Source organism: Deinococcus marmoris (assembly GCF_001949125.1).
Taxonomy (GTDB): domain Bacteria; phylum Deinococcota; class Deinococci; order Deinococcales; family Deinococcaceae; genus Deinococcus; species Deinococcus marmoris_A.
The window spans coordinates 22,589-44,299 of sequence record NZ_MSTI01000135.1 but is presented as its reverse complement, the minus strand read 5'-3'; the positions used below and the strand labels follow the sequence as shown (position 1 = coordinate 44,299).

General features: G+C 67.0%; 26 protein-coding genes and 1 tRNA gene. 15 read left to right on the top strand and 12 right to left on the bottom strand.

Annotation, left to right across the window (positions count from 1 at the left end; genetic code table 11):
* The first annotated feature begins 73 nt into the window (after positions 1-73).
* Positions 74-280 (top strand): 50S ribosomal protein L35, encoded by a 207-nt coding sequence (gene rpmI, locus BOO71_RS19350; RefSeq protein WP_029482791.1) that lies wholly within the window; start codon positions 74-76, stop codon positions 278-280.
* Positions 280-648 (top strand): 50S ribosomal protein L20, encoded by a 369-nt coding sequence (rplT, locus tag BOO71_RS19345; RefSeq protein WP_029482792.1) that lies wholly within the window; start codon positions 280-282, stop codon positions 646-648. Before rpmI ends, rplT begins: the two co-directional genes overlap by 1 nt.
* Positions 649-775: 127 nt before the next feature.
* On the opposite strand, the gene BOO71_RS19340 is transcribed toward rplT, so the two are convergent.
* Together BOO71_RS19340 and moaA are read right to left on the bottom strand one after the other, a co-directional pair.
* On the bottom strand, positions 776-1,468 hold the full coding sequence (locus BOO71_RS19340; RefSeq protein WP_029482793.1) for a GntR family transcriptional regulator: 693 nt from the start codon (positions 1,466-1,468) through the stop codon (positions 776-778).
* Positions 1,469-1,786: 318 nt separating this feature from the next.
* Positions 1,787-2,800, bottom strand: coding sequence for a GTP 3',8-cyclase MoaA (moaA, locus tag BOO71_RS19335; RefSeq protein WP_075835129.1), 1,014 nt, complete (start codon positions 2,798-2,800; stop codon positions 1,787-1,789).
* Between the two features lie 135 nt (positions 2,801-2,935).
* Here moaA and BOO71_RS19330 point away from each other — a divergent pair, with 135 nt between their 5' ends.
* Positions 2,936-3,226 carry a YbaB/EbfC family nucleoid-associated protein gene (locus tag BOO71_RS19330; protein WP_075835127.1) on the top strand — a complete coding sequence of 97 codons (291 nt, stop codon included), beginning with the start codon at positions 2,936-2,938 and terminating at the stop codon, positions 3,224-3,226.
* 112 nt (positions 3,227-3,338) lie between these two features.
* Positions 3,339-3,956, top strand: coding sequence for a recombination mediator RecR (gene recR, locus BOO71_RS19325; protein ID WP_075835125.1), 618 nt, complete (start codon positions 3,339-3,341; stop codon positions 3,954-3,956).
* Positions 3,957-3,978: 22 nt separating this feature from the next.
* Here recR and BOO71_RS19320 read toward each other — a convergent pair whose 3' ends face one another.
* The 4 genes from BOO71_RS19320 to BOO71_RS19305 form a co-directional block, all read right to left on the bottom strand.
* The gene (locus tag BOO71_RS19320) at positions 3,979-4,902 is read right to left on the bottom strand and encodes a DNA polymerase III (RefSeq protein WP_075835123.1); all 924 of its coding nucleotides are present in this window, start codon (positions 4,900-4,902) and stop codon (positions 3,979-3,981) included.
* Between the two features lie 145 nt (positions 4,903-5,047).
* Positions 5,048-5,809 (bottom strand): metallophosphoesterase family protein, encoded by a 762-nt coding sequence (locus BOO71_RS19315; RefSeq protein WP_075835121.1) that lies wholly within the window; start codon positions 5,807-5,809, stop codon positions 5,048-5,050.
* A 143-nt stretch (positions 5,810-5,952) separates the two neighbouring features.
* Entirely contained in the window at positions 5,953-7,017 is a 1,065-nt protein-coding gene (locus BOO71_RS19310; RefSeq protein ID WP_075835119.1) for an SIS domain-containing protein, read from the bottom strand.
* A gap of 233 nt (positions 7,018-7,250) precedes the next feature.
* Positions 7,251-7,327, bottom strand: a tRNA-Arg gene (locus BOO71_RS19305).
* 42 nt (positions 7,328-7,369) lie between these two features.
* Here BOO71_RS19305 and BOO71_RS19300 point away from each other — a divergent pair.
* The 3 genes from BOO71_RS19300 (at position 7,370) to BOO71_RS19290 (ending at position 11,306) form a co-directional block, all read left to right on the top strand.
* Positions 7,370-9,412, top strand: a complete 2,043-nt coding sequence (locus tag BOO71_RS19300) for a peptidylprolyl isomerase (protein WP_075835117.1) — start codon at positions 7,370-7,372, stop codon at positions 9,410-9,412.
* A gap of 138 nt (positions 9,413-9,550) precedes the next feature.
* Positions 9,551-10,549 carry a tryptophan--tRNA ligase gene (gene trpS / locus BOO71_RS19295; RefSeq protein ID WP_075835115.1) on the top strand — a complete coding sequence of 333 codons (999 nt, stop codon included), beginning with the start codon at positions 9,551-9,553 and terminating at the stop codon, positions 10,547-10,549.
* A 25-nt stretch (positions 10,550-10,574) separates the two neighbouring features.
* Positions 10,575-11,306, top strand: coding sequence for a segregation and condensation protein A (locus BOO71_RS19290; protein WP_083653657.1), 732 nt, complete (start codon positions 10,575-10,577; stop codon positions 11,304-11,306).
* A gap of 15 nt (positions 11,307-11,321) precedes the next feature.
* Here the strand turns inward: BOO71_RS19290 and BOO71_RS19285 are convergent, their stop codons facing one another.
* Positions 11,322-12,002: a metal-dependent hydrolase gene (locus tag BOO71_RS19285; RefSeq protein WP_075835113.1), complete on the bottom strand. Its 681-nt coding sequence runs from the start codon at positions 12,000-12,002 to the stop codon at positions 11,322-11,324.
* A 123-nt stretch (positions 12,003-12,125) separates the two neighbouring features.
* On the opposite strand from BOO71_RS19285, the gene cdaA reads away from it, so the two are divergent.
* The 5 genes from cdaA (at position 12,126) to rsfS (ending at position 16,543) form a co-directional block, all read left to right on the top strand.
* The gene (gene cdaA, locus BOO71_RS19280; RefSeq protein WP_075835111.1) at positions 12,126-13,004 is read left to right on the top strand and encodes a diadenylate cyclase CdaA; all 879 of its coding nucleotides are present in this window, start codon (positions 12,126-12,128) and stop codon (positions 13,002-13,004) included.
* A complete protein-coding gene (locus BOO71_RS19275; protein WP_254843221.1) occupies positions 13,001-13,993 on the top strand; it encodes a CdaR family protein in 993 nt (330 codons plus the stop codon). Before cdaA ends, BOO71_RS19275 begins: the two co-directional genes overlap by 4 nt.
* Positions 13,994-14,262: 269 nt before the next feature.
* Positions 14,263-14,835 carry a bis(5'-nucleosyl)-tetraphosphatase (symmetrical) YqeK gene (gene yqeK, locus BOO71_RS19270; RefSeq protein WP_083653658.1) on the top strand — a complete coding sequence of 191 codons (573 nt, stop codon included), beginning with the start codon at positions 14,263-14,265 and terminating at the stop codon, positions 14,833-14,835.
* A 26-nt stretch (positions 14,836-14,861) separates the two neighbouring features.
* The gene (locus BOO71_RS19265; RefSeq protein WP_254843220.1) at positions 14,862-16,154 is read left to right on the top strand and encodes an LCP family protein; all 1,293 of its coding nucleotides are present in this window, start codon (positions 14,862-14,864) and stop codon (positions 16,152-16,154) included.
* Positions 16,151-16,543 (top strand): ribosome silencing factor, encoded by a 393-nt coding sequence (gene rsfS / locus BOO71_RS19260; RefSeq protein ID WP_075835107.1) that lies wholly within the window; start codon positions 16,151-16,153, stop codon positions 16,541-16,543. Before BOO71_RS19265 ends, rsfS begins: the two co-directional genes overlap by 4 nt.
* 74 nt (positions 16,544-16,617) lie before the next feature.
* Here the strand turns inward: rsfS and BOO71_RS19255 are convergent, their stop codons facing one another.
* Together BOO71_RS19255 and BOO71_RS19250 are read right to left on the bottom strand one after the other, a co-directional pair.
* Complete coding sequence (locus BOO71_RS19255; protein ID WP_075835105.1) at positions 16,618-17,121, bottom strand: DUF3809 domain-containing protein; 504 nt, start codon at positions 17,119-17,121, stop codon at positions 16,618-16,620.
* 37 nt (positions 17,122-17,158) lie between these two features.
* Entirely contained in the window at positions 17,159-17,431 is a 273-nt protein-coding gene (locus BOO71_RS19250; RefSeq protein WP_075835103.1) for a DUF3248 domain-containing protein, read from the bottom strand.
* Positions 17,432-17,475: 44 nt separating this feature from the next.
* Between BOO71_RS19250 and BOO71_RS19245 the strand changes: the two genes are divergently transcribed.
* Genes BOO71_RS19245 through coaD form a run of 3 tightly spaced genes read left to right on the top strand, consistent with a single transcriptional unit; the run spans position 17,476 to position 18,831 of the window.
* Entirely contained in the window at positions 17,476-17,742 is a 267-nt protein-coding gene (locus tag BOO71_RS19245) for a hypothetical protein (protein ID WP_075835101.1), read from the top strand.
* Between the two features lie 22 nt (positions 17,743-17,764).
* Positions 17,765-18,313 carry an RsmD family RNA methyltransferase gene (locus tag BOO71_RS19240; protein ID WP_075835099.1) on the top strand — a complete coding sequence of 183 codons (549 nt, stop codon included), beginning with the start codon at positions 17,765-17,767 and terminating at the stop codon, positions 18,311-18,313.
* Complete coding sequence (coaD, locus tag BOO71_RS19235; RefSeq protein ID WP_075835097.1) at positions 18,310-18,831, top strand: pantetheine-phosphate adenylyltransferase; 522 nt, start codon at positions 18,310-18,312, stop codon at positions 18,829-18,831. Before BOO71_RS19240 ends, coaD begins: the two co-directional genes overlap by 4 nt.
* A 53-nt stretch (positions 18,832-18,884) precedes the next feature.
* Here the strand turns inward: coaD and BOO71_RS19230 are convergent, their stop codons facing one another.
* The 3 genes from BOO71_RS19230 to alr are packed head-to-tail and all read right to left on the bottom strand — an operon-like array spanning position 18,885 to position 21,687.
* Positions 18,885-19,736: a VC0807 family protein gene (locus BOO71_RS19230; protein ID WP_075835095.1), complete on the bottom strand. Its 852-nt coding sequence runs from the start codon at positions 19,734-19,736 to the stop codon at positions 18,885-18,887.
* Positions 19,737-19,756: 20 nt separating this feature from the next.
* Complete coding sequence (gene prmC, locus BOO71_RS19225) at positions 19,757-20,596, bottom strand: peptide chain release factor N(5)-glutamine methyltransferase (RefSeq protein WP_075835172.1); 840 nt, start codon at positions 20,594-20,596, stop codon at positions 19,757-19,759.
* A 2-nt stretch (positions 20,597-20,598) separates the two neighbouring features.
* The gene (gene alr / locus BOO71_RS19220) at positions 20,599-21,687 is read right to left on the bottom strand and encodes an alanine racemase (RefSeq protein ID WP_139323058.1); all 1,089 of its coding nucleotides are present in this window, start codon (positions 21,685-21,687) and stop codon (positions 20,599-20,601) included.
* Between the last annotated feature and the right edge of the window lie 24 nt (positions 21,688-21,711).

The following is a 21,711-nucleotide window of genomic DNA, read 5'->3' as shown; positions in this document are numbered from 1 at the left end:
GCCTGAGCGGCCCGAACCCCAGACGCAAGCGCGGTCAATGCCGATGTGAGCGGACTAAACAGGAGGGCCAACCATGCCCAAGATGAAGACACTCAAGAGCGCCGTGCGCCGGATCAAGATCACCGGCACCGGCAAGGTGATGGCGTTTAAAAGCGGCAAGCGCCACCAGAACACCGGCAAGAGCGGCGACGAGATTCGCGGCAAGGGCAAGGGCTTCGTGCTGGCCCATAGCGAATGGGCGCGCATGAAAAAAGCGCTGCCCTATAAGGGTGGCAAATAATGCCTCGCGTCAAGACCGGCATCGTCCGCCGCCGCCGCCACAAGAAGGTGCTGAAGCGCGCCAAGGGTTTCTGGGGTTCACGTAGCCGCCAGTACCGCAACGCCTTCCAGACCCTGCTGAACGCCGCCACCTACGAGTACCGGGATCGCCGCAACAAGAAGCGCGACTTCCGCCGCCTGTGGATTCAGCGCATCAACGCGGGCGCACGCCTGCACGGCATGAACTACTCCACCTTCATCGGTGGCCTGAAACTGGCCGGGATCGAGCTGAACCGCAAGGTGCTGGCCGACATCGCCGCCCGCGAACCCGAAGCCTTCAAGGCACTGGTGGACGCGGCCCAGGGCGCGCGCAACAACAAAGCCGCCTGAAGATCAGACCATAAGAAAGACCGCCTCCTGATCGGGGGCGGTTTTTTCGGTTCAGGTCTTTTCAAGGTCAAGGGTCAAAGAGAACGGCGGCGGGAGATCAACTCCTCGCCGCCGTTCACCGTTGCGCTCACGGCTCGAAGGTATCCTGGAAGGCGTAGCGGTCTCCGCGAACCCAGTAGTTGACATAGCTGGCGCGTTTGGTGCCGCTGTAGGTGGTGCGGCGTAGCAGAAAGGCAGCAGTGCCCAGCGGCACGCGCAACAGGTCCGCCTCTTCCTGGCGCAGGTTGACGGCTTCCAGATTCTGCTCGACGCGGGCCATCGGGACGCCCATGCTGACCATCGTTTCGTGGATGCTCTCGGCGTTCAGGTTCTGGTCCAGCAGGCCGGGAGCCAGCGCGGCGTTCACGTAGCGTTTCTCGATCACCAGCGCCTCGTCCCCGGCATTCCGCAGACGGTGGACGAAAATCACCGGATCGCCCGCCTGGATTTGCAGCACGATGGCAATCTCGGGCGTGGCCTCGATCTGCATGGCGCGCAGGACGGTGGTGCGGTGATCGGGGTGGCGCGCCCATTCCTTGAAAGGTCTGACCCGAAAGGTGCCCTGCCGGAAGCGTTTGCCGGTGGGAAAGGTGCCCGCGCCCTGCACGCGGTACACGTAACCCTCGCGCTCCAGTTCGTCGATGGCGCGGCGGGCGGTCATGCGCGAGACCTCGAATTCGCGGGCCAGTTGCGGCTCGCTGGGCAGCGGCAGGCCCTCGACATAGTGGCCACCCAGCAGCCGGTCTTTCAAGGTCGATTTGATCAGCGGGTATTTCGCCATGCATCCCTCCGGGGCACTCCGCGCGTGCATTTTTATACACAGGCGAGAGCTTGAGCCTATCTTATGGTTAGTGTCCGAGGTACACAAGCTTGTCTGGACAGTGCCTCATGAAAAGGCTACACCCGGAAGACCTTCCATTCTCCAGTTCGGGTGGTGAATGGCTGTACTGGGAGAGAAGCAATAAAACGGCAGTTGAGCCAGAAACAGCGTTCCAGACGAGAAAACAGACCTGTAATACGGAACCTCGGCAGCGCCCCATTGACCGGGTCAAAAAATTTCGCAACGCTCTGGGGGACACCCGCCCACAGCAGTCTGCCGCTAGCCGCCGATGTGCGACATCTCGACTTTCTGCCGGTCCTTCTGCCCGCGCGTGATCTCTCCGCGTTCCTCGCTGTAGCGGTCTGTGCGCGCACTCCAGACTTCCGAAACCAGGGTACGCATCGCCTCGTCGTCGGCCCCGGCGCGCAGTGGGGCACGCAGATCGGTGCCGCTTCCGGCAAATAAACAGGTGTACAGCACGCCCACCGCCGAGATGCGCGCCCGCGAACAATCGCCGCAGAACGGCGCGCTGACCGAGGAAATCAGCCCCACCTCATGGCCGTCCGCGCTGACGTGCCGGGCCGCCACCTCCCCAGTGTAATTGGGATTCAGGGCCTCAAATTCCGCCCCGGTGCCGTCCGCGCTCAGGCGGGCCAGCACCTCGCGGGAGGGCACCACGCTATCCAGATTCCAGCCGTTGTGGTTGCCCACGTCCATAAATTCGATAAAGCGCAACACCGCCCTGTCGCGCAGGGCCAGCCACAGATTTCGCAAGCCGTCCTCGTTGACGCCGCGCTGCACCACCGTGTTGATCTTGACGCCCAGGCCCGCCGTCAGCGCGGCCTCGATGCCGTCCAGCACCTTTTGCGGGTGCGTTCCCAGGCCGTTCATGCGCCCGAAGACCTCTGGATCGAGGCTGTCGATGCTGACCGTCACGCGGTCCAGACCCGCCGCGCGCAGGTCCGCCGACATGCGGGGCAGCAGCAGGCCATTGGTGGTCAGGGCGATGTCCTGCACGCCCTCGATCTTTGCGAGGCGTGAGATCAGCTCGGGCAGATCGCGGCGCAGCGTGGGTTCGCCGCCCGTAATCCGCAGTTTCTGCACGCCCAGATCGACGAAAGTGCGGGCCAGCCGCTCGATTTCCTCGAAGCTCAGGAGTTCGGCGCGGGGCAAAAAGGCGTAGTCGGGGCCGAAGATCCCGGCGGGCATGCAATAGGTGCAGCGCAGATTGCAGCGGTCCGTCACGCTGATCCGCAGGTCTCGCAGGGGCCGTCCCAACTGGTCTACCAACATTGCCCCCAACATACGCCGCCTGCGCGTGGGCAAAGGCGGATCAAGGCCCAAACGCTGGCCCCCCATCCAACCCAATCTCCAGCCGAATCAAGCCACCTTCCTCTGCCACCCACCCCGGCTAGAATGGACAGCACTATGGATATGAAGAAGCTGATGAAGCAGATGCAACAGGCCCAGGGAGCCGCCGCCAAAATTCAGGAAGAACTGGCCGCCAAGTCGGTGGAAGGCAGCGCCAGCGGTCTGGTCACGGTCACCATGAACGGCCACGGCAAGGTCACGGCCCTGAAGATCAAGCCCGAGGCGGTGGACCCCAGCGACGTGGAAGCCCTGGAAGACCTGATCCTGGTGGCCGTGCAGGACGCCAGCGCCAAGGCCGACGCGCTCCAGCAGGACGCCACGCGCGGGCTGGGAATTCCCGGATTTTGAAGAGGGTTGTGGGCTGTGGGGCTGTGGGCTGTGGGTTGTGGGTCGTGGGAAAAGAGGGTGAGCGGTCAGTGTCCATCAACCATCAACCATCAACCGTTACCGGATACCGCCCATGAAATACCCCCCTTCCCTCGTCGCGCTGATCCGCGAGCTGTCGCGCCTGCCGGGGATTGGCCCCAAGAGCGCGCAGCGGCTGGCCTTCTACCTGTTCGAGCAACCGCGTGAGGACATCGAGCGGCTGGCCGGATCGCTACTGTCGGCCAAGCGCGATCTGCACAGTTGCCCGGTCTGTTTCAACATCACCGACGCCGAGGTCTGCGACGTGTGCAGCGATCCGGCGCGCGATCAGGCCATCATCTGCGTGGTGGAGGAACCCGGCGACGTGATCGCCATCGAGCGCAGCGGCGAGTACCGGGGCCTGTACCACGTCCTGCACGGCGTATTAAGTCCCATGAACGGCGTGGGTCCCGAGCAGCTTCACATCAAGCCGCTGCTGCCGCGCGTCACCGACGGTCAGGAAGTGATTCTGGCCACCGGGACCACGGTGGAGGGCGACGCCACCGCGTTCTACCTTCAGCGCCTGCTGGAGCCGCTGGGCGCAACCGTCAGCCGGATTGCCTATGGCCTGCCGGTGGGCGGCGCGCTGGAGTACGCCGACGAGGTCACGCTGGGCCGCGCCATGACCGGACGCCAGCAGGTCAGCAAGCCCCGGCCCCCGACTCCAGGCTGAGAAACAACTGGCTTCCCCGCCTTCAGCTCAGGCCGAACGCCTCGCGCACGTTCAGGGCGAACACCTGGAAGCTGAGGCTGGGGCTGGCGTAGGCTTCCAGCGCGCTTTGCAGGGCGTCCAGTGCGGTGTCGGCACGGGCTCGCTCGTGGGCGGGGCGCTGCCGCCAGGTGAAGCGCAACGCTTCGGGGTGCCACGCCGGATCGAAGCGCTTTTCCAGCCGTTCGGCGGCTTCCAGCGCGCTCAGCAGGCCCACGCCCAGCGAGTTGTCCAGCTCGCGGGCGTCTTCCAGCGCGCCGCGCACGCCGTCCAGATCGGCCAGCACGCCCGCGCGTCCGGCGGCAAAGGCCACCAGTTCGGCGTCGGCCTCGTGCCCGGAGCGGATCAGCGCCGACTCGATGGTGTGATCGGGCAGCGGAGCCACCCCCAGACGGGCGCTGCGGCTGACGATGGTGGGCAGCACCGAACGGCGGTCCTCGGCCAGAAACAGGAACAGGGCGCGGTGCGGGGGTTCCTCCACCAGCTTGAGCAGGGCGTTGGCGGCCTCCGGCCCCAGGTGTTCCGCGCCGCCCACGATCACCACGCGGCGGGCAAAGCTGGGCCGAACCTCCAGAAATTCATAGATGTGCGTCTCGTACTCGCGGGTCTTGTCGCGCTCCCGCAGCACCGCGCCGATGGGAATCAGTTTGCGCCGCGCCGCCTTGCCGGTGGCGGTGGTGGCGCGCGGCTCCACCAGCAGCACGTCCGGGTGCGCCCCCGCCGCCAGCGCCAGACACGAGCGGCACACCCCGCACGCCTCGCCGTCCATGCCGCGCGCCCCCTGGCAGTTCTGGGCCGCCGCGATGGCCCAGGCCACGGCCAGTTTGCCCACCCGCGCCGGACCGGTCAGCAGCAGCGCGTTGCCGCTAAAGGCGTCGGCCTGTTCGATCAGGGAGGCGTGCAGGATCATGCCGGGCTGTGGGGTGTGGGTTGTGGGTTGTAGGAAAAGACGGTGATAGGGCGGGTCAGATCAATTTCCCCAAAGGAGGCATTCGCAACGCTCAGGAGACGGCAAAATCTCTGCCCCACAGCCCACGACCCACAGCCCACACCCCTCACTTCCCCACCGCCAGCCGCGCCGCCAGCACCTGCGGCAGCCCAGCCTCCAATGAGGCTTCCTGGGCGCGGGGGATGTCGTAGGCCACGCGGAAAACCTCGAAGTGAGAGCGGGCCGTGTCGTAGATGGCGTAACTGGCCCTGGGATTGCCGTCGCGCGGCTGGCCCACGCTGCCGGGGTTGAGGATCACGCGGGTGGTGGGCGGGACCATGTAACTGCCGCCGTCGTGGAACAGTTGGCCCTTGATCCACTCGCCAGTGGGGGCGTTCAGGGTGGCATATACGGCGGGAACGTGGGTGTGGCCCACGAAGCCCAGGCGACCCTGCCACTGCCCGAAGACCTCACGGGCCGCCGCCACCGAATCGGTGTAGTCGTCCAGACTGACCGGGGTGCCGTGGCGGTAACGCGCGCCCACATCCGGGTCGTCGATGCCGTCGCGCCAGGTGCGGACCCAGCCGATATCGCGCTCAGATAAACGCTCGATCTGCCAGCGCAAGGCCAGCGAGACCACGCTGTCGCGGGTGGCCCGCTTGCCGTCCACATATTCCAGCAGCATCTGATCGTGGTTGCCCATGATGCAGACGGCGTCCAGATCACGCAGCACGTCCAGCACCTCACGCGGATTGGGGCCGTAGCCCAGCGCGTCACCCAGGTGGATCACCTGATCGTAACGGCGCGAGGACGCGTCCTTCAGCACCGCCCCGAGTGCAGTGTTGTTGGCGTGGATGTCAGAGATCAACAGCAGCCGCACGTCTCGCATGATAGCGCCCTGACGTGGAACACACCCGCCTTCAGGAAATGGCTGAACTCGCTCCAGGAAACGCTTTCAGGAGGCGGAGCGGGAGAGGCGCGAACTCAATGCCGCCTCGCCGCAGTGCCTGTCCGCAGAAAAGAGCGCTCTGCTCAGTCCTCCTCGCGGTCATCCGGGTCCTCGAAACCGTCCACGTCGTCGTCGGAATCGTCGTCATCCCCGTCACCCTCCCAGCCGGGCAGATCCTCTTCCACGCGGGTGCGGCGCAGGTCGTCGCGGGGGGCACTCAGGCGCAGGTCGCCCGTGGCCTCGCTGCCGCCCTCGCCGCTCAGACCCGCCTGGGCGCGGGCCAGCACGACAGGGTCTGCCGGTTCGGCCCCGTAACGCTCGGCCAGATAAGCAGCCACCCACGCGCCGAAATACCACAGCGCCAGCGCGGCGGGATAGCCCTGCGCGCCGTTCGGGGCCGGAACGTGGATGATCTCGTCGATGCGCGAATCCAGAATCTCGCGGGCCAGCAGCAGGGCCGGATCGGTATCGCCCAGGATCAGGGCCACCTTGGCGTCGCCCTGCTCGTGGCGGGCGTCGAAAGCCCCACTGGCCAGGGGCAGAATGTCACCCAGCAGCGGTACGGCCAGCGTCTTGCCGGTGCGGGCCAGCAGTTGCTGCCACGCGTGCGGCAGGGCGTCGGCGTCGCTGGCCGCCAGCAGCAGCGGCGTGCGGCCCCACAGGCTCCAGGCCAGATCGCGGGCGGGGTTGTTCTCTTCGATATTCGGGGAGCAGCGGGCGGCCAGATCGGTCAGCGCGGCGTCGGCGGCCTGGGCTTCCTCGGCGTGACCGCTGGCGTAGGCCACCGCCTGTGCGAAGTGATAGGTAGAGAGCGGCCCCCCCGGCACCAGCACATCGATCTCGTCGGGGCGGCCCCCGGTGCTGATGCGGCGGGCGGTGGCCCCGGCCACTTCAGCCAGATCGGCGTAATCGGTGGCGGCGGCCCCAGCGTCGGGACTGCTCAGGACGAACTGGGTTCCGGTGCGGGTCAGGCTGGGTAGGGCCAGCGCTTGCAGCAGGTGGGCGGCCAGCGTGCCCTCGCCCACGCCGACCAGGGCGTAGGGGGCCGTTTCGGGCGTCTGGGGGCCATCGTAACTGCCGGGCAGACGGGGCAGCAGACCCAGCAGACCGCTGGACGGAACGTTGGAACCGGAGGTGGGATCGCTCATGCCTTCCAGCGTACAGGGCGGGGCTGCCACCTGTCCTCCAGATGAATGAAGGCGGCCAAAAACAGGCCCCACAACGCACTTCGCGGCTTCACGCCCGTTTAACCTTGCATGCTAGACTCTTGCGCGTGTGTTTGCTGGACCTGTCTTTGCTGGACCCCTGCGCCGAACAAATCTGCGCTCAACAAACCTGGGCCACGAAAAAACCACCCCGCAGGGTGGCGAATTTCTGGACGTGGTGCACTCGACTGGACTTGAACCAGTGGCCTTTGGCTTCGGAGGCCAACGCTCTATCCACCTGAGCTACGAGTGCATGCAGGGCATGTACGCTAGCACCAATATTTAAGGAGATCAAGTGAACCGAAAGAAAGTCACCAACGTCATGCTGATCGTGCTGGCCCTGCTTCTGGTGGTCGGCATGGCCTACCAGTTCACCCCCAATATCGCCGGGCTGTTTAGCGGCAACAAGACGACTGGCACGCCCGCCCTGACCGTCAACGGGAAGACCATCACCGCCGAGGAACTGGATCAGGCCCGCCGGGGCAACCAGGTTCTGAGCAGCACCGACACGGGCGTGCTGGGCGACGATTTCAAGACCGTGGTGGTGGCCAGCCAGATTCAGCAGGCGCTGGTCACGGCGGCGGCCCAGGACATCAAGGTCAGCCGCAACGACGTGAACGCCGAGGTCACCAAGGTCCGTGAGGCCAACAACTTCAAGGACAACAAGGCGTGGACCGACGCCCTGCAAAGTGCGGGTCTGACCGACGCCGGATACCGCGAGTCGGTGGGCGAGCAGCTTGCCGTTCAGCGCAAGGTAGAGGAAATCAAGAAGGCCGCCCCCGTCCCCACCGACGCCGAGGCGAAGCTGTACTACGACCTGAACCCTGAAGCCTTCCAGAGCGACGCCCGTATCCAGGGCCGCCAGATCGTGGTGGCCGACAAGGCCAAAGCTGCGGCGCTGCTGGCCCAGGTCAAGGGTGGGGCGGATTTCGCAGCCCTGGCCTCGGCCAACAGCACCGAGAACAAGGACCGGGGCGGCGCACTCGGCCCCATAGAGAACGGTGTGCCCCGCCCGGTGGCCCTGGTGGCCCTGCCCGCAGAAGTGGGAGCGGCGGCCTTCGCCCTCACAAATGGCGGCCTGACCGATGTGGTCACCAGCGGCGGCAAGTTCTACATCGTGAAGGTCGAGAAATTCCTGCCGCCCGCTCCCAAGCCCTTCGATGAGGCCAAAACCGACATCATGGCCGCCCTGAAGACCCAGAAGGAAAACGCCGCGCTGGAAAGCTGGCTGGACGGCCTTCAGAAAGATGCCAAGATCGTGTACACCGACCCCAACTGGAAGACCGAGAACCCCACCGTCGCCACCGTCGCGGGCAAGGACATACCGTACTCGGACGTGGTGGAAGGCGTGGTCAGCAACCAGCAGTTCTCCTCTCTGCTTCAGCAGGTGCCGCCCGAACAGGCTGCCGGTCTGGTCAACGGGATTCTGAAGCCGCAGGTGACGCAGGGCCTGATCCAGACCTACGCTGCGCCCGCCATTGCCGAGAAGCTGAAACTGGACCTGACCGGCACCCGCCAGAACATCGCGCAGGGTCTGGCCGCCTACGGCGCGCGTGACGTGAAGGTCAGCGACGCCGACTTGCAGGCGTATTACGATCAGAACAAGAAGCAGTTCGAGATCCCCGCCAGCGCCACCGTCAGCGAGGCCAGCTTCCGTGACCGCAATCAGGCGCTGGCCTTCCGCGCCGACTGGAAGGGCGGCGATTTCACGGCGGCAGCGGGCAAGGCCGGGGGCACCGTCAGTGAGCGCGGTTCTGTGACGGCTGGCGACAGTAAACTGAGTCCCGAACTGGAAGCCGCCGTCTTTGGGGCCAAGACCCTCAAGGACGCGGGCGAGGGCAGCCTGAGCGACGTGGTGAAAGTCGGGGACCGCTTCTCGGTGCTGTACGCCACCGATCTGAAGCAGGCCGTGACCCAACCCCTGAGCGCGGTGCGTGCCCAGATTGAGCCGCAGGTGCTGGCCACCAAGAAGGGCGAGGCCGGACAGGCTTTCGTGACCAAAGAAGTCGCCACCCTGAAGCCCACCGACAACCTGGAAAAGGTGCTGGCTGCCCAGGCCAAGCGCGTAGCCGCCGCCGAACCCAAGCCGACGACGCCCGCGCCGGGTGCGCCCGCGACTCCTGGCACGCCCGCCACCCCGGCAACCCCGGATAGCGCCGCGCCCGGTACGCCGGATTCCGCCGCTCCTGCCGGGGCCGCTCCCACGGACACTGCGCCCACGGACACCGCGCCTACAGACACGGCTCCTACAGACGCCGCGCCTGCGGATACTGCCCCCATCGACAGCACCACGCCCCCAGCTACCGACACGACGCCAGCGACCCCCGCCAGTCCCTGAACCCTTCTCTTTCCAGAACAGGCAGCCCGCGAATGGGTTGCCTGTTTTCTTTTGCTGCCAGTCCAGTTGCTGCCAGTCCAGACCGTTGCGCCAGTCCCGCAGAGCGGCCAGCCCCGGCCCGCTAGAATGCCCCCTGTTATGTCGCGTGTCTTTTCAGGAATTCAGCCCACGGGTCAGCCCCATATCGGCAACTACTTTGGGGCGATGCGCAATTACGTCTCGCTGGGCGAGCAGTACGGCAAGAACAGCATCTACTGCGTGGTGGACCTGCACGCGCTGACCAATCCGGCGGCGTTTGATCCCAGACTGCTGGCCCAGCGCACCTTTGAAATGGCGCTGGCGAACTTCGCGGTAGGTCTGGACCCCAGCAAGGTGGTCTTTTTTGTGCAGTCGCACGTCCCCGAGCATCAGGAGCTGAGCTGGATCTTCACCAACCTGACCCCAGTGGGCGAGCTGGAACGCATGACCCAGTACAAGGACAAGGCCGGCCAGTTAGAGAGCGTTCCAGCCGGGCTGCTGATGTACCCGGTGCTGATGGCCGCCGACATCCTGCTGTACAAGGCCGACACCGTGCCCGTGGGCGAGGATCAGACCCAGCACATCGAGCTGACCCGCGAGATCGCCCGGCGGTTCAACCACACCTTCGGCGAGACCTTCCCCGAACCCAAAGCGGTGTACAACAAGGACGCCCTGCGGATTCCCGGTGTGGACGGCCACGGCAAGATGAGCAAGAGTAAGGGCGAGAACAGCACGCTGGGCCTGCTGGAGCCGCTGGACGCCGTGTGGCAGAAGCTGCGCGCCGCCCCCACCGATCCGGCCCGCGTGCGCCGCACGGACCCCGGCAACCCCGACGTGTGCCTGATCTTCGATTACCACAAGCTGTTTTCAGACCTGCCCATTATTGAGATGGTGAATGTGGAATGCCGCCGCGCCGGGATCGGCTGCGTGGACTGCAAGAAGAAGCTGATGGAAGGCGTGACAGTGGCCCTCTCCCCCATTCAGGAGCGGGCGGCGGAACTGGCCCAGCACCCGGACGACATCCGCGACGCGCTGGCACAGGGTGCGAAGGAAGCCCGCGCCATCGCCGCGCCCGTGATGGCAGAAGTGCGCGAGAAGGTGGGCTTTCTGAAGCTGTGAGGGCTGAAGTTGTGAGGGCGGAGTCTTGACCCTCTCGCCCTCTGGCGGCTTCGTGGTGGAGTTGCCGGTCTTTGCTGGCACGCTGGCCGAACTCGCCTCCGCGTTGCGGGCCGGGCGAGTCTTGCCGCAGGAAGTGGGCCTGCTGACGCTGACGCGCGGCGTGCTGGCCTGGGTGCAGCGGTTGACCGGAGGCAGCTTTGCCGAGGCGCACCCCGATCTGCTGCCCACCCTGGCCACCGTCATTGCCCTGAAAGCCCGCCTGCTGCTGCCCCAGCCCGAGCCGGAGGCGTGGCACGAGGACGCCCCCGACGAACTGCTTGACGTTTTGCTGGAAGGCGTCGAGGCGCTGGCCGAACTGGACGAACTGGTGGGCTTTCTGATGGCCCGCCGCCGCGAACGCGAGGGCCTGATCGCGGCCCGGCCCGTCACGCTGGACCTGCCGCGCCGCGAACGCCCGCGCAACCCGGCGGGCAGTCTGGCAAAACTGGTGCGCGCCGCGCAGAATGCCGTGCGGCAGGTGGACACGCCGCTGCTCTCGCGGGACCGCCTGACCCTGGCCGACGCCCTGCACGCCCTGCGCGCTTTCGGAACCCGCCTGCACCACTTCACCTTCCGGGGCCTGCCCGCGCAGAACTGGAACGAGCAGGCGACCTACTTCGCCGCCCTCCTCGAAGGTGTCAAGGAGGGCGAATTCAGCGTGGAGCAGACCGAGGTTTACGGGGATATCGCCGTGCAGTCGCATCTGGTGGAAAGCTGACGGCGACAAGTTTTCTCAGATTTCCGTCGTTTTCCCCGGCTCCAGAATCCGCACGTCCACGCCCTGCGCCTCGCCGCCCCGCTTGAAGATGTGGGGATCGCCAGTCAGGGTCGGCATGGTGCCGAAGTGCATGGGAATGGCGACTTTCGGGCGCAGCAGTTCCAGCGCGCGGGCGGCTTCCTCCGGCCCCATCGTGTAGTGATCGCCCACGGGCAGAATCGCGGCGTCCAGGCCCCGGTCCCCGATCAGCCGCATGTCGGAAAACAGGCAGGTGTCCCCGGCAAAGTAGACCCGCTTGCCGCCCATCTCGATCACCAGTCCGGTGGGCATGCCGCCGTAGGTGCCATCGGGAAAGGAGCTGCTGTGCCACGCAGGAGTCAGGGTCAGCTTGCCCCAGTCGGTGGCATAGGTGCCGCCAATATTCATTCCGACAGCATTCACCGCGCCATGCTTCTGCGCGTAGCCCCCGATCTCGGCAGTGGCGATGATCGGCGTCCCCGCCTTGCCGAAGGCCAGCGCGTCGCCCCAGTGATCGCCGTGCGCGTGGCTGATCAGCACGGCGCTCAGTTTCCAGGTCAGGGCCTCTTCCAGCGTGACCGGGGATTTGGGATTGCCAGTAATAAACGGATCGATCAGCAGGCGGTGATCGCCGCTCTGGAGCAAAAAGGTGCTGTGGCCGAGAAAACGGATGTTCATGGGTGGTCCTCCAGAAAGAGCTTCAGAAAAGTGAAATGCGGGCAGACCGTATAGTAGGCGTGCAACCCGCCTGTTCCGTCTTCTCGCCCGCAATTTTTTCTTAAGGAGTCCGCCGTTCCTCTTATGACTACCCCGTTCGGCCAGATTGGTGCCCAGGATGTGCTGGACATTGTCGTGGTGGCGTTTCTGATCTATCAGGCGTATCTGCTGGTGGCTGGAACGCGGGCGGTGAACGTGGTGCGCGGGATTCTGGTCTTCGCGGGCGTGTGGGTGGCGGCGCAACTGCTGGGGCTGACCACCCTCAGCTTCCTGCTGGGCCGGGCCGGGACGGTGGGCATCTTTGCTCTGCTGGTGCTGTTTCAGCCAGAGTTACGCGCCGCGCTGGAACGGGTGGGCCGCCCACGTGGGCGTGACGCCAGCGCCAGCGGGGCCGCCTTGCAGGATCTGGCCCGCGCGATGGAACGACTGGCCGAGCGCAAGACCGGCGCGCTGATCGCCATCGAGCGCCGCACGCCGCTGGGCGAGTACGCCGAGACGGGGGTGAACATCGACGCGCTGGTCAGCGTGCCGTTTCTGGAGGCGCTGTTTGCCCGCAACGCGCCGCTGCACGACGGCGGCATCATCCTGCTGGGCGCGCGCGTGGTGGCGGCGGGCTGCCTGTTTCCGCTGCAACCCGCCGACGGCACCTACCGCCGTTACGGCACCCGCCACCGCGCCGCGATTGGCCTGTCGGAACTGACTGACGCGGTGGTGCTGGTGGTCAGCGAGGAGCGCGGCAGCATGCGAATTGCGCTGGCCGGACGCCTGGGACCGGACCTGAACGGCACCGAATTGCGTGAGCAACTGCGCGAACTGGTCTACGACTACCCGGCGGGCCGCCCCCCTGTGCCGGGCAAGGCCACATCTCCAGAAACGGCGCAGGAGCCGGAAGAGGAGGAGGTCAGGCCGGAAAGCAGGTCCCGCTCTGAACCCCGCCCCGAGATCCACAAGGAGAGCTTGTGAGCGGCGGCGATTCCAGCTCGCCCTTGCAGGAACCACCCTCCTGGCGACGCTGGCTGGAGCCGCGTTACGCCTGGGGGCGCAGCATCCACAATCTGGGGCCAAAGCTGCTGGCGGTGGTGGTGGCGGTGACGCTGTGGTTCGTGGCGACGGCGGACCGCCGGGCCAACGTGGAGCAGGGCTACGACGTGCCGGTGACCGTGCGCGACACGACGGGTGGGCGCGGCGAGGGCACCCGCGCCACCAGCGACCTGAATCCGGGCACGGTGCGCGTGACCCTCTCCGGGCGGCCCGAGCGGCTGCGCGAGCTGCGCGCCGGGAATATCGAGGCCATCGTGGACGTGACCGGCGCGCCCGAGGGCAGCTTTACCCGGCCCGTGGCCGTGGCCGCGCCGAACGGCACCACGGTCAGCCGCAAATCGCCCGACACCGTGCAGGGCTTCGTGGACACGCAACTGACCCGCACGCTGCCCATCGTCCTGAGCGTGGTCACGCCGCCGGAGGCCAGCCTGCCGCGTTACGTGGTCACGCCGTCCGAGGCCCGCGTCACTGGCCCCGGACGGGTGATCGTGCAGGTCTCGAAACTGGTGACCAGCCCGGAGAGCCTGGGAGCCGCCTCCGAGCGGGAGGTGCCGCTGATCGCGCTGGACGAGGCGGGGCAGCCTGTCGAGGGCCTCCAGACCAACCCGGCCACGGTCACGGTGCGCCGCCTGGACACCGGGGAACTGCCGATCAAGACCCTGCCCGTGACCCTGAACGCCCCGCCCGCAGGGTTGAAGGTCACGGCCCGCAGCGTCCAGCCCAGCAGCGTGCGGGTGGTGGCCGCTCCCGATCTGCTGGCCCGCCTGCGCGAGATCAGCGGCACGGTGGTCTACCGCCCCGGCAGCTACAGCGCCCCAGTACGGCTGGACCTGCCAGCGGGCGCGCAGGCCCTGGAAAATGTCACCGTGAGCCTGAGCGTGGAGCAGGTCACCCCCGTCAGCGTGCCCTGAACACGCGGACGTCGCAGAAGAGTGCGGCCCAACATGAGAAGAGGGGCCAGAACGCGCATTACGAAAGCGTTTTTATGAGGCGAGGGTGAGTCCAGAACACAGTCAGACTGTCACTCAGGTCAACTCTCCGTCAGCAGAGCGGCGTATAGTGTGCCAATGATGTGGAGGAGTGGCCAAAAGGCCCGGCGATTGTCCTTGTGATTGCCCACGTTCTAACGCAGCACGCCCATCCCACTGCCTGGACCGGGTGGGAGGAGCGCGTGCGGCTGATGGTCAGGCCACGGCGCTACGAGCATGTCGTGCGGGTGGCCGAGCTGGCGGCCCGGATCGCGGCGGCCAACGGGCTGGATGTGGGGCGGGCCTATGCGGCAGGCATCCTGCACGACATCGCCCGTGACCTGCCGGACGCCGAGCTGCTGCGCCTCGCACCGCCGGAATGCGAGATTGATGGGCTGCATCCGCTGGCGCTGCATGGCCGGGCCGGGCGCACGCTGCTGGAGCGCTGGGGCTACGCGGACCTGGTGGTGCTGGAGGCCGTCGAGGACCACACCACCGGCCCGCGCGGCGGCAACCCCGTGGCCCAGTGCGTGTACATCGCCGACGTCTCCGAACCCGGACGTGGGGTCAACGCCGACATCCGTGATCTGGCGCTGCAAGACCTGAACAAGGCACTGGAAAAAGCCATCATCTCCAAGGTGACCTACCTTCAGGGCAAGGGCATCACGGTGCATCCGCGCACGCTGCGCTCGTACCACGCGCTGCCGTGCTGCGCCCATCTGGCGGCCAGCCCCCCAGTTGATAGCCCTCCGGTTCAGCCCGCAGCCACCCCCGCTTTCCGGTGACGGCTCCTTCCCCACCCAGACCGCCCGTGCCCAACCGCCCACTGGCGCGGCTGCGTGCCGCACAGACCTTTGGCCTCAGTCTGGCGGCGCTGTCGCTGGGAGGGCTGGCCCTGCTTCAGGGGGCAGGCGGGGCGTCCCGGCTGGCGCTGGGTGCCGGGACCGCGCCGCAGTTCACGGTGCTGCTGGCGGGGCGCGACATCGTGTACTGCTATTACCACCAGCCCTGCAAGGATCAGGACAACCCCAAAGGGGCGCTGGAGCCGCCCAACACCGACACGCTGATGCTGGTCAAGGTGGACGGCTCGCGCGTGCGGGTGCTGAACATTCCGCGCGACACCAACGTCGGCCCCTTTGACCCCAAGGAGCGCCCCAGCATTCAGAAGGTCAACAGCCGTTACGGCTCCGGCGGCCCGGAAGCGCTGACCCGCGCGGTGGAAACGGTGGTGGGCGAGCGGGTAGATTCCTACGTGGTGGTCCGCACCGATTACGCCGAGCGGGTGATCGACGCGCTGGGCGGCCTGGACGTGACCGTGCCGGAAGGCGGGATCGAGTGGGTGGATAAAGCTGCCGGAGTCGATCTGAAGCTGGCGGCGGGACCGCACCATCTGGACGGCAAACAGGCCGTGCTGTACCTGCGCGTCCGCAAGGGCTTCGGGGACGATTACGGACGGATCGATCACCAGAAGCAGGCGCTGGCGCAACTGGCGGCCAAACTGCGCAGTCCGCGCGGGCTGGCGGCGCTGCCCACCATTCTGGGCGGCATCGGCAACGGGGTAGAGACCAACGCCGATCCCGAACTGCTCACGGCGCTGCGCCCGTACCTGTCCAACCTCAAGCTCAGCTTTGCCACGCTGCCCACCGACACCATTCGCGGCAGCTTCAATCTGGCGGTCAACCGCGAGCAACTCGGGAAGCTGTGGGGCGATCAGCCCACGCCCACCTCGCCCACACCGAACGTGAAAGTCAGCGTGGTGGACGCCAGCGGCGCGGGACTGGGCGGGGCTGTGGAACGCGCCCTGAACACTCTGGGCTACACGCGGGTGCAGGTACGCGTGGCCCCCACCAGCCGCGAGGCCAGTCAGGTCTTTACCGACCAGGACGTGGCCGACGCGGGCGCGCTGGCCGATCTGCTGGGAATGCCGCGCCTCCAGGGTGAGCGTTTCCCGGTTGAGGCGGGCGAGGTTGGTATCCTGCTGGGTGTGGACGCCCGCGAACATCTCGCGGCGCTCTTTCCTTACGCCCAACTGAAGGCACCGCCGCCCATTGCGCCCAGTGCTTTACCAGCGCCCAGCACCCCACCCCCCACGGAGACCCCATGACCCTGAACACCAAGCCGAACACCGCCGCCAAACCTTCTGCCCGCCAACTGGACCAGAGCCAGCTCCGCGCCATCGTGGACGCCGCCCGCGAACGCCGCGCCGAGGACGTGCGCGTGCTGGACCTCTCGGACGTGAGCAGCACGCTGGAATACTTCGTGATCTGCACCGCCACCGCCGGGTTGCAGCTCAACGCCGTGCAGGAAAATGTCCGTATCAAGGCGATGGAAGCCGGGCTGACGCGCCCCAGCGTCGAAGGCCCCAGCGAGCGCTGGCTGCTGCTGTCCTTCGGCAGCATCGTGGTGCATATCATGACCAAGGAAGCCCGCGAGTATTACGACCTGGAAGGGCTATGGAGCGACGCCCGCACGATGGACTTTCCCGAAGAGTAACGTTCAATTCAGACAGACGGGAAAGGGGCGAGCCGATTGGCCTGCCCCTTTTTTTGATGCTTGGGACAGGAATTTCAGCCTGCTTCCAGCGCCTCGCGCAGGCCCTCGGGCAACTCCTGTGTCACGCGTTCCAGCGTGCGGCCAGCGGCGGCGCGGACCATCTTCTCGAAGGCCGCGCCGCCCCAGCCCTGGGCATCGGGGGTGGCGAGGTGGGCGCGGAACAGGAAGTTGAAGGCCACCTCCACCCGCGTTTCGCCGCCCTGGGCGGCCTGCGCACCCTCCATCACCTGGGCCTGTCCGGTCACCTCTACCCAGGCGCGCTCGCCGTCGATGGGCTGGGGCGTCAGCGTCGCGCCGTCGGGGGTGTGGGCCAGGATGCACAGGAAAGGCAGATCGGCCTCGCCCAGCACGGGCAGGGGCACCAGCAGTTCGCCGCGCACCTGATTGCCCTGGACATTCAATCCGCGCAGGAAATGCAGGCGCGACAGGGCGCGGGCCGGGTCACGCACGAAGGCCAGCGTGTCCTCGGGGGAACCGGGGGCATGCAGGGTGAAGTGTCGCCCGGCCTCAATGATCACAGGGCCACCAGAGGGGTCACCGGGGGGACGGGCAGGGTCAATCTACCCACTCGATCACCACGCGCCCCTCGTTCACGGCCAGCAGCAGATCGGCATCGTTGGCACTACGGAGCCTGGGCAGGTGGGCGAAACGCGGCGTGGCCGAGGCGTAGCCCAGCCGCACGATCACGTCGTCGCTGACCTCGTCCTTGCCGATGCGCCAGACCAGTTGACCGCCCAGCGCTTCCAGCTCCTGCGGCAGGATGCCGGGAAGCTCCGGCCCATCGCTGGGGCCTGCGTCGCTGGGGTCCGGCGGCAGCGGTTCGCTCATGGGGCCATTGTACCCGGCGGGCCGGGCAGGGTAGAACAGGCGAGATGACTGATGACACCCCCCCTCTGTCCTGGCGCGAACTGGAAACCCGCGTCGGTCTGGACGCCCTGCCCGCCTTTCACCGCAGCTTTTTAAGCTGGCGCGGCGTGGAGGGCGCAGCCCAGATGCCCCTGCGCCGCGTCTCCCAGCGCGTGGAGGCCGAGCTGAACCGTCTGGTGCAATCCGGGCAGGCCCAGAAGCAGGAGGAAGACTGGCTGCTGGAGCGGGGGGCGCTGGACGGGCTTGAGGCGTATGGGGATCTGACGCCATGAGACGCGCGGCGAGGAGCCTGCTTTGAGCCTGCGGATTCTGGGCGGCAGCGCACGGGGCCGCAGCCTGAAGGTACCCGACAGTGCCCGTCCCAGCGGCGCACGCATCCGCAAGAGCCTGTTCGATCTGCTGGCGGCCCGTGCGCCAGACGGAACATTTATCGATCTGCACGGCGGCAGCGGCGCAATCGGACTGGAGGCGGCCAGCCGGGGCTACACGGTCACGCTGATCGAGCAGGACACCCGCGCCGTCAAGGCACTGGAAACGAACGCCCGCGCGCTGGAATTGCGCGTGCGGATCATTCGCGGGGAGTCGCAGAAACTGCTTGCCCGGCTGGGAAGCTTCGACATCGTGTTCAGCGATCCGCCGTATGAGGCTAATATTCCCGCGCTCACCGCACAACTGCTGGACAGCGACATCGTGGCGGCGGGTGGTCTGCTGATCTGCCAGCACCCGGACCGTCTGGAACTCCCGGATCATCCCGGCTTCGTGCGCGAGGTCCGCGAGTACGGCAGTAACAGCCTGACCCTCTACCACAGGCAGGCGGCGGCGGATAAAGTAACGGACGCATGAAAGCCGTCTTTCCCGGATCGTTTGACCCCATCACCAGCGGGCACATGGACGTGCTGACCCGCGCCAGCCGCATCTTCGACTCCGTGACCGTGACGGTGATGCACAACGCCCGCAAGCAGGGGCGGCACCTGTTCACGCTGGACGAGCGGCTGGACATCCTGCGGACCGCCACCGGGCACCTGGACAACGTCGGCGTGGATTCCTTCGGCGGGCTGCTGGTGGACTACATGGCGCAGGAGCAGAAGGGGATCATCCTGCGCGGGTTGCGGGCAGTCAGCGACTACGAGTACGAGTTGCAGATCGCGCACCTGAACCGCCAGCTTGGCGAGGTGGAAACCGTGTTCATCATGGCCGCCACCCGCTGGAGTTTCGTGTCCAGCAGCATGGTCCGCGAGATCGCCAGCTACGGCGGCGACATCCGCGAGATGGTCCCGCGCGCCAGCGCCGACGCGCTGAGGGTGAAATACGCGGACGTGTATGAGGAGCGGGAACGGGCAAGCGCTCCAACTCCAGATTGAAGATGCGCCAGCCCTGACTTCGGCTGGCGCATCGGCCTCTCGTAGCGTTGGGGTCAGGCTGGCCCGGCCTGTTCCCCCCGGACCTCGCCGCGTTCGCGCATGGCGGCGGCCAGCTTGGCAGGTTCCAGCAAGCTGGCCTCCGGCCCGAAACGGACCTTGACGGCGCGCTGCACGAACCAGATGGCGGCGAAGACGCCCACCAGACTGATCACCAGCCCCGGTATCCGCATGATGGCGTTCACGGCGGCCACCTGACCGTTGAATTCCTCGCTGCCAAATTTGGCAACCACGCGGTCATAGTTGACGATGCTGTTCACCACGCCGCCGATCAGGTCCACCACCGCGAACACGATGGTCCCCAGCACCAGCCCCCGGTGAACGCCCGGATCGCGCATGGCCTGCTGGGTGGCGGCGCGGTCCTCGGGCTTCTCGCCGATGCTGGCGGCGTCCAGAAACACGCGGAACAGCGGCACGGAAGTGGCCGCGCTGATCAGAAACAGGATGCCCGTCAGGTAAGACCGCGCGCTGTCCTTGATGGCGTACCAGAAACCGTCCACATACCAGAAGGCCAGCGCCCCGCCGAAGATTGCCCCCGCCCCGCCGATCAGGGCCACGGGACTCAGGTTCTTGTTTTTAAGGATGTCCCACAGGACGTAGACCACTGGAATCAGGGCGGCCAGCAGATAGGCGCGGACATTGGCCGAACCCAGTCCTGGAACGCCGCCCGCTTTCTCGCCGCCCACGAAGTCGGCCACGCTGATGCCGCTGCCCAGAATGTTGGGGCTGAGAATCAGAATGGGAATCCCAAAAGTAAAAACCAGGTCCCAGACCGTCTTGGGAACGCGCGCACGGGCTTTTTTAGGTGGAATTGCGGCGGAATTGGGTTCGGAGGCCGGGTCGCTCATACGGCGCGCATTGTCTCACTTCAGGGTGAGGGCCATCGTTCGGCCCGCACGAAGCGTTCCCGGCCCGTCAGGTCCGCGTGCAGCGTGGCGGCCCAGCCTTGAGAGCGCAGTTCGGCGGCGTAGGCGGGAGCGTTGCGCGGGTCCAGTTCCAGCCAGAGCAGGCCCACCGGGGCCAGAGCGGCATGGGCCTGCGGAATCAGACGGCGGGCCAGGGTCAGACCATCCGGGCCGGAATACAGGGCCAGGTCAGGATCGTGCTTGACCTCCGGCTCAGCGTAGGCGCGGTCAGCGTCGGGCAGATACGGGAGGTTAGCGAGGATCAGATCGAAGGGGCCGGGCATATCGGTCAGCAGATCGCTCTCGACGAACGCCACGTCTAGACCGTTCAGCGCCGCGTTCTCCCCTGCCAACGCCAGAGCCTCGCAACTGAGGTCCACTCCCAGCACCTCCGCATCTGGCCTCGTCGCCTTGACGCCCAGCGCCAGCGCTCCCGTTCCCGTGCCGACATCCACCACGCGCGGCACAGTCACGCCTTCCAGATCGGCCAGCGCCAGATGCAACAGCCACTCTGTTTCCGGCCTGGGAATCAGCGCCCGCCCGTCTACGCGGAGCTGCACGCCACCCCAGTCCACCATTCCCAGCAGGTGTTGAAGCGGCACCCGCGCGGCCCGTTGTCCTAACAATTCAGCCAGACGTTCAGCGTCAGCCCCAGCCACCTCCGCTGATCCGCGCAGCAGAAAGGCTGTGGTCGAGAGGTTCAGCGCGCGCAGCACCAGCGCCCGCGCGTCCACTTCCGGCGAGGGCACCCCCGCCACACGCAGAGTCTGCACGGCAGCGGCGAGATGGTCACGCAGGGTCAGGCTCACGCCTCGGCCAGCCGCTCCACACGCGCGCCCAGACCCGTCAACACTTCATATTCGTTGGTGCCGCCCCATCCGGCCACGTCGCCCACCGTGATCCCTTCCGGTCCCCAGAAACGCACGGAATCGCCCACCTCCACCTGCAAATCGGTCACGTCCACCATGCACTGGTCCATGCAGATGCGGCCCACCACCGCGCGGCGCTCCCCGGCCACCGTGACCTGCGCCTGACCCGTGGCGTTGCGCGGCATGCCGTCGGCGTAGCCGAAACCCACCGTCGCCAGCAAGGTGTCGCGCGGGGCGTGCCACAACCCGCCGTAGCTGACGCTCTCGCCCGCACGGGCAGTGTGCAGGTGCGTGATCTCGGCGTCCAGGGTCATGATCGGGGTCAGGGGCAGCACGTCTTTCAGGTGCGGTGGTGCAAAGCCGTAGGACGCCAGACCGGGCCGCGCCAGCCCCATCCCCGGCAGCTTGCCCAGACTCAGGATGCCGCCGCCGTTGGAGGCATGTGCCAGCACGGGAGGCAGTTCGGCCAGCACGCCCTGAAAGCGCCGGAACTGCTCCCAGGCAAACTCCAGATCCGGCTCGTCGGAGGTGGCGAAATGGGTGTACGCGCCCTCCAGCACGCCGCGCTCGGCCAGCCGCTGCCCGATTCGCACGGCGTCCTCGGGACGCGCACCCAGGCGGTTCATGCCCGTGTCTATCTTCAGATGCGCGCGGGCGTGGGGAGGCAGGGCCTCGGCCTCGGCCAGCGAGGCGACGGGCAGGCGCACGCCCAGATCGGCCAGCACCGGAACCTCGGCGGGGCGCGGCGGCGTGAGCAGCACGATGGGCTTGCCGGGGTTGAGGGCCGCCAGCGTTCCGGCCTCCTGCGGCGTCGCCACCGCCAGCCCCCACACGTCGGGATGCCGGGCGGCGATGCGCGCCACAATGTCCAGCCCGTGGCCGTAGGCGTCGGCCTTGACGGGCAACAGCAGCGGCACCCCGGCGCGGCGGGACAGGGCCTGAAGGTTGCCGCTCAGGGCGGCGGCGGACGTGCGGGCGTGGGCGCGTGCGTAGAGCATGGTGACATTGATGCTAGCGCGGGCCATGCGGCGGCGCGTGCGGTGGGGCGT

Coding starts and splice junctions, on each gene's coding strand:
- rpmI (WP_029482791.1), top strand. CDS start 74: ATGCCCAAGATGAAGACACTCAAGAGCGCCGTGCGCCGGATCAAGATC.
- rplT (WP_029482792.1), top strand. CDS start 280: ATGCCTCGCGTCAAGACCGGCATCGTCCGCCGCCGCCGCCACAAGAAG.
- BOO71_RS19340 (WP_029482793.1), bottom strand. CDS start 1,468: ATGGCGAAATACCCGCTGATCAAATCGACCTTGAAAGACCGGCTGCTG.
- moaA (WP_075835129.1), bottom strand. CDS start 2,800: ATGTTGGTAGACCAGTTGGGACGGCCCCTGCGAGACCTGCGGATCAGC.
- BOO71_RS19330 (WP_075835127.1), top strand. CDS start 2,936: ATGGATATGAAGAAGCTGATGAAGCAGATGCAACAGGCCCAGGGAGCC.
- recR (WP_075835125.1), top strand. CDS start 3,339: ATGAAATACCCCCCTTCCCTCGTCGCGCTGATCCGCGAGCTGTCGCGC.
- BOO71_RS19320 (WP_075835123.1), bottom strand. CDS start 4,902: ATGATCCTGCACGCCTCCCTGATCGAACAGGCCGACGCCTTTAGCGGC.
- BOO71_RS19315 (WP_075835121.1), bottom strand. CDS start 5,809: ATGCGAGACGTGCGGCTGCTGTTGATCTCTGACATCCACGCCAACAAC.
- BOO71_RS19310 (WP_075835119.1), bottom strand. CDS start 7,017: ATGAGCGATCCCACCTCCGGTTCCAACGTTCCGTCCAGCGGTCTGCTG.
- trpS (WP_075835115.1), top strand. CDS start 9,551: ATGTCGCGTGTCTTTTCAGGAATTCAGCCCACGGGTCAGCCCCATATC.
- BOO71_RS19285 (WP_075835113.1), bottom strand. CDS start 12,002: ATGAACATCCGTTTTCTCGGCCACAGCACCTTTTTGCTCCAGAGCGGC.
- cdaA (WP_075835111.1), top strand. CDS start 12,126: ATGACTACCCCGTTCGGCCAGATTGGTGCCCAGGATGTGCTGGACATT.
- yqeK (WP_083653658.1), top strand. CDS start 14,263: ATGGTCAGGCCACGGCGCTACGAGCATGTCGTGCGGGTGGCCGAGCTG.
- rsfS (WP_075835107.1), top strand. CDS start 16,151: ATGACCCTGAACACCAAGCCGAACACCGCCGCCAAACCTTCTGCCCGC.
- BOO71_RS19250 (WP_075835103.1), bottom strand. CDS start 17,431: ATGAGCGAACCGCTGCCGCCGGACCCCAGCGACGCAGGCCCCAGCGAT.
- BOO71_RS19245 (WP_075835101.1), top strand. CDS start 17,476: ATGACTGATGACACCCCCCCTCTGTCCTGGCGCGAACTGGAAACCCGC.
- coaD (WP_075835097.1), top strand. CDS start 18,310: ATGAAAGCCGTCTTTCCCGGATCGTTTGACCCCATCACCAGCGGGCAC.
- BOO71_RS19230 (WP_075835095.1), bottom strand. CDS start 19,736: ATGAGCGACCCGGCCTCCGAACCCAATTCCGCCGCAATTCCACCTAAA.
- alr (WP_139323058.1), bottom strand. CDS start 21,687: ATGGCCCGCGCTAGCATCAATGTCACCATGCTCTACGCACGCGCCCAC.